This is a genomic window from Streptomyces sp. NPDC002088 (assembly GCF_040296605.1).
In the GTDB taxonomy this organism is placed as follows: domain Bacteria; phylum Actinomycetota; class Actinomycetes; order Streptomycetales; family Streptomycetaceae; genus Streptomyces.
In genome coordinates this window covers 1-4,140 of sequence record NZ_JBEOXO010000083.1, presented here as the reverse complement: position 1 = coordinate 4,140, position 4,140 = coordinate 1, and the positions used below count along the sequence as shown (strand labels likewise).

The 4,140-nt window shown below is 70.0% G+C and carries 4 protein-coding genes; 2 read left to right on the top strand and 2 right to left on the bottom strand.

What is annotated here, in order from left to right:
• Positions 1 to 110: 110 nt before the first annotated feature.
• Together ABT114_RS49965 and ABT114_RS49960 are read right to left on the bottom strand one after the other, a co-directional pair.
• Positions 111 to 998 carry a helix-turn-helix domain-containing protein gene (locus tag ABT114_RS49965; RefSeq protein ID WP_351153936.1) on the bottom strand — a complete coding sequence of 296 codons (888 nt, stop codon included), beginning with the start codon at positions 996 to 998 and terminating at the stop codon, positions 111 to 113.
• 230 nt (positions 999 to 1,228) lie between these two features.
• Complete coding sequence (locus ABT114_RS49960; protein WP_351153933.1) at positions 1,229 to 1,717, bottom strand: Lrp/AsnC family transcriptional regulator; 489 nt, start codon at positions 1,715 to 1,717, stop codon at positions 1,229 to 1,231.
• 172 nt (positions 1,718 to 1,889) lie between these two features.
• Between ABT114_RS49960 and ABT114_RS49955 the strand changes: the two genes are divergently transcribed.
• Both ABT114_RS49955 and ABT114_RS49950 read left to right on the top strand, forming a co-directional pair.
• Positions 1,890 to 3,329 carry a pyridoxal phosphate-dependent decarboxylase family protein gene (locus ABT114_RS49955; protein WP_351153931.1) on the top strand — a complete coding sequence of 480 codons (1,440 nt, stop codon included), beginning with the start codon at positions 1,890 to 1,892 and terminating at the stop codon, positions 3,327 to 3,329.
• A gap of 438 nt (positions 3,330 to 3,767) precedes the next feature.
• A partial coding sequence (locus ABT114_RS49950) for an aldo/keto reductase (protein ID WP_351153928.1) occupies positions 3,768 to 4,140 on the top strand: 373 nt, incomplete at its 3' end.

The window sequence follows — 4,140 nt, the reverse complement described above, 5'->3', positions numbered from 1 at the left end:
ACACCGTTGTTCAGCGTGACATGGGGGATCTTGGACATGGTGAACCTTTCGGGATGGTGCTGAACGGCGCGAGGGTGCGCACCGGCACGTGGGGGGATGTGGGCCAGGTGTTACCGGCCGCGGTCGCTCGGTTCTTCCTGAGCGGGCTCGGCGGCGTCCGGCGCGGCAGCCCAGCTGGCGAGCAGATCGAGGGCCTGGCGGCTGGGTGAGCCGGGTTCCGCGGTGCAGACGATCAGCACGAGACCCGCGTCGGCAGGCAGATCCAGGGCTTCGTAGGAGAGCTCAAGGTCACCGACGACCGGGTGGTGCAACCGCTTGACTCCCGTGCGGTGCATACGGACGTCCTGCGAGGCCCACCGGGTGCGGAACTCCTCGCTGCGGGTGCACAGCTCCCCGATCAGATCCGTGAGTGCCTTGTCGTAGGGGTTCTTGCCAGCCATGAGGCGCAGCCCCGCGACGCCGTCGCGGCCGGTGGCCTCCCAGTCGAGGTAGTAACCGGCCGCGCGGGGGTTCAGGAAGCGAAACCGTGCGGCGTTGACCGGGCGTGCGGGGTCCTCGTACAGCGGAGACAGGAGGGCTCTGCCCAGCGCGTTGGTGGCCATGACGTCCCCGAGGCCGTTGGTGACATAGGCCGGGGCCAGCTGGCTGTCCAAGATGGCCTGGATGGCCGGACGTACCCGCTGCACCGCCGGGCGGCGGCGTACTGCCGTGCCGCTGTTGGCCGCACGCGCCAGGTCGAACAGGTGTGCCCGCTCGGACTCGTCCAGCAGCAGCGCCCGGGCCACGGCGTCCAAAACGGTCTCGGAGGCGCCGCGCAGGTTGCCGCGTTCGAGCTGGGTGTAGTACTCCACGGACACCCCTGCCAGGTCGGCCACCTCGCTGCGTCGCAGACCGGGCACACGGCGGGTGCCGCCGTGGTCGACGAGGCCCACCTGCTCTGGGGTGACCTTGCCGCGGCGGGAGATCAGAAAGTCCCGGACCTCGCTGCGGTTGTTCATGTCTTTCACGCTACGAGCTCTGTTTCGGACGTGGGAGATGCTGCCAGCACCCCCCTCAGCACCATCCCGGGGAACCGACGAAATGCGGCTCGTGAGGTGACGGAATGGGATGGGTGCGGTCAGCGGGCCGGGCGCACACGAGTCCGGCGATGACCGGGCGGCGCCTCGTTCCCAATTCGGGAACCGGGGAATCGCGGTGTTCCCCAAGCCGGTGAAGCCGTGTCGTCCGGTCATGGACGTGGGGCGGGCCAGGAGTTGAGGGGCAGTGGGCCGCGGTCGATGACGGTGCGGATGCAGAAGGTGCTGCGGGCGTCGCGAACGGGACCGATGGCCAGGATCTGGTCGGTGAGCACCTTTTCGAAGGTGCGCAGGTCCGGCACGGCGAGCTCGACGAAGAAGTCGGCGTCGCCGGAGACCACGTGGCAGGCGACCACGTGGTCGATTGCCTTCAGTGCCTCTTCGACCACTTGGGAGGTGGTGCGGGAGTGCTCGACCTTGAGGGAGAGGAACACCGTCAACCCGAGGCCGAGGCGCTCGCGGTCCAGATCGGCCCGGTAGCTGGCCAGGACCCCGTCCTCCTCCAGCGCCTTGGTGCGGCGCAGGCAGGACGAGGGGGACAGGCGTACAGCCTCGGCGAGGTCGACGTTGGGGGTGCGGCCGTGGCGCTGGAGGTGGTCCAGAATCGCCCGGTCGATACGGTCGTACAGGGGGCGTGGCATGAAATGCAGCGTATCGGCCGTATCGGCGAATAATCCTGCGCTGTGGCGCCGTACAGGCACTCACTACGCCATCGCGTGCTGGGCTCGGCGGCGCATTCTGGTCACGCGCCGCGGCCGCCAAGCCGGTCCGCCGCCGCCTCCGTACCCCCTCTCACCGCCATCGGACTGACTCATGCACCCCTTCCCCCTGGAACCCGACCGCGCCACGATGACCGAAATGGGCCGTCTCGTCCTGGACCGTGTCGTCGATCGCACCGAGAACCTCCCGGACCGCCCCGCCACCAGCCCCCTGTCCCCGCGGGCCGAGGCCGAGCTCGTGGAGTCCTTCCTGGCGCCGCCGCCCGCCCGGGGCGGTGACCTGAAGGCTCTGCTCGCGCGCCTGGACGAGGCCGCCGACTGCGCTCTGGAGACCGCCGGGCCGGGACACCTGGCCTACATCCCGGGCAGCGGCCTGTATTCGGCCGCGCTCGCCGAGTTCTACAACCGCGCCACCAACCGCTACGGCGGCCTGGCCTCGGTGGCTCCGGCCCTCGCCGCGCTGGAGGAGAGTGTGATCCGCTGGATGGCCGGCGAGGTGTGCGGCCTGCCGGAGGGCAGCGGTGGCCTGCTGACGAGCGGTGGCTCGATGGCCACCTTCTCCGCGACGGTCGCCGCCCGCCACGACCGGCTCGGCGAGGATCTCGCCGGCGGTACCGTCTACACCACCGCCTTCGCCCACCACTCCGTCGCCAAGGCAGCCCGCCTCGCCGGGATCCGCGCCGCCCACATACGGACCGTGCCGCACACCCCGGACCTGCGGATGGACCCCCGCGCTGCCGCCGCGATGATCCGCGCCGACCGGGACGCCGGGCTGCGGCCGTTCCTGCTGGTGGCCACCGCCGGCACCACCGACACCGGCACCGTAGACCCGCTGCCTCAGCTGGCCGACCTGGCCCGCCGCGAGGACGTGTGGTTCCACATCGACGCGGCCTACGGAGGCTTCTTCCGCCTCACCGCACGCGGCGCCGGGCGCCTCACCGGTTTCGAGGAGGCCGACTCGATCACCCTGGACCCGCACAAGACCCTGTTCATGCCGTTCGGCACCGGCGCCCTGGTCGTCCGCGACCTCGCCGCCCTGCACGCCGCGCACAACGGCACCGGCAGCTACCTCCAGGACATGGGGGCGGCGGAGAGCGTGCCGGACTCCGGTCACCTCGGGCCCGAGCTGACCCACGAGATCCGCGGTCTGCGGGCCTGGCTTCCCCTACACCTGCACGGAGTGGACGCCTTCCGCGAGGCCCTCGACGAGAAGCTCGACCTGGCCGAACACGTCCACGACACGCTGTCCGGCGTTGCGGAGCTGGAGGTCTTGCAGCGCCCGGACCTGTCCACCGTGATCTTCCGCGTCCGCCCCGCCGACGGCAGCCGAGCCGCCGCCGAGCGGGCCGATGAGGCGAGTCGCCGCCTGCTGGAGCGGATCAACGGCCACCGGCGCATCGTGCTCTCCAGCACGGTGGTCGACAGCCGCTACACCCTGCGCCTGTGCGTGGTCTCCCACCGCACCCACCACGACCGCATCACCGAGGCACTGAAGATCATCACCGCCGAGGCCAAACGCCACACCACCACGTAGCAATCTCCGGCCACCTGCGATGCTCAGAGCGGCCAACTGAAGAGCTCAGTCACACATGGGCGTACGGAAGTTCACTGGGAATCTCCACGCCTCTACACGGGACTACTACTCGGCGGCGGCCGCATTTCAGCAGATCAGCGAATTCCGTCGGTTGGCCATCCCGCGCGGCGGCGTCCGCTGCGCCACCGCACGATCATGTCGGGCTGCGGGTCTGTCGCGTGCACCTGACCGCGGTCCGGCCGGCCTGGTCCGGGGTGATCTGTGCCCGTCGGGTGGCCGGAAGCACCGCACTCCAGGCGGCCCATACCTCGGCGGCAGGCATGTCGCACGCCTGGTTGGGGGGTGCTGGCAGCATCTCCCACCGCGCCCGTCGGGTGCCTAGCGTCGAGGGTGAAGCAGCCGGTGTCGGCCGGCTGCGCCGACGATGAGGAGCGCGTCATGCAGTACACCCGTCTGGGTACCTCCGGCCTGAAGATCAGCCGCATCGCACTGGGATGCATGAGCTTCGGTGACACCTCGCAGATGCCGTGGGCTCTGGACGACGACGGCGCCGAGCCGATCTTCCGCCAGGCCGTCGAGTCAGGGATCACCTTCTGGGACACGGCCAACATCTACGCCTTCGGCACCTCCGAGGAGATCGTGGGCCGCGCGATCAAGAAGTACACGAAGCGTGACGACGTCGTCCTGGCCACCAAGCTGTTCAACCCCATGCACGGCGGACCCGGTGGGTCCGGCCTGTCGCGCAAGGCCGTGATGGAGCAGATCGACGCCTCCCTGACCCGGCTGGGCACCGACTACGTCGACCTCTACC

Bases quoted from the DNA above. Each gene is read 5' to 3' on its own strand.
- ABT114_RS49965 (WP_351153936.1), bottom strand. From the start codon at position 998: ATGAACAACCGCAGCGAGGTCCGGGACTTTCTGATCTCCCGCCGCGGC.
- ABT114_RS49960 (WP_351153933.1), bottom strand. From the start codon at position 1,717: ATGCCACGCCCCCTGTACGACCGTATCGACCGGGCGATTCTGGACCAC.
- ABT114_RS49955 (WP_351153931.1), top strand. From the start codon at position 1,890: ATGCACCCCTTCCCCCTGGAACCCGACCGCGCCACGATGACCGAAATG.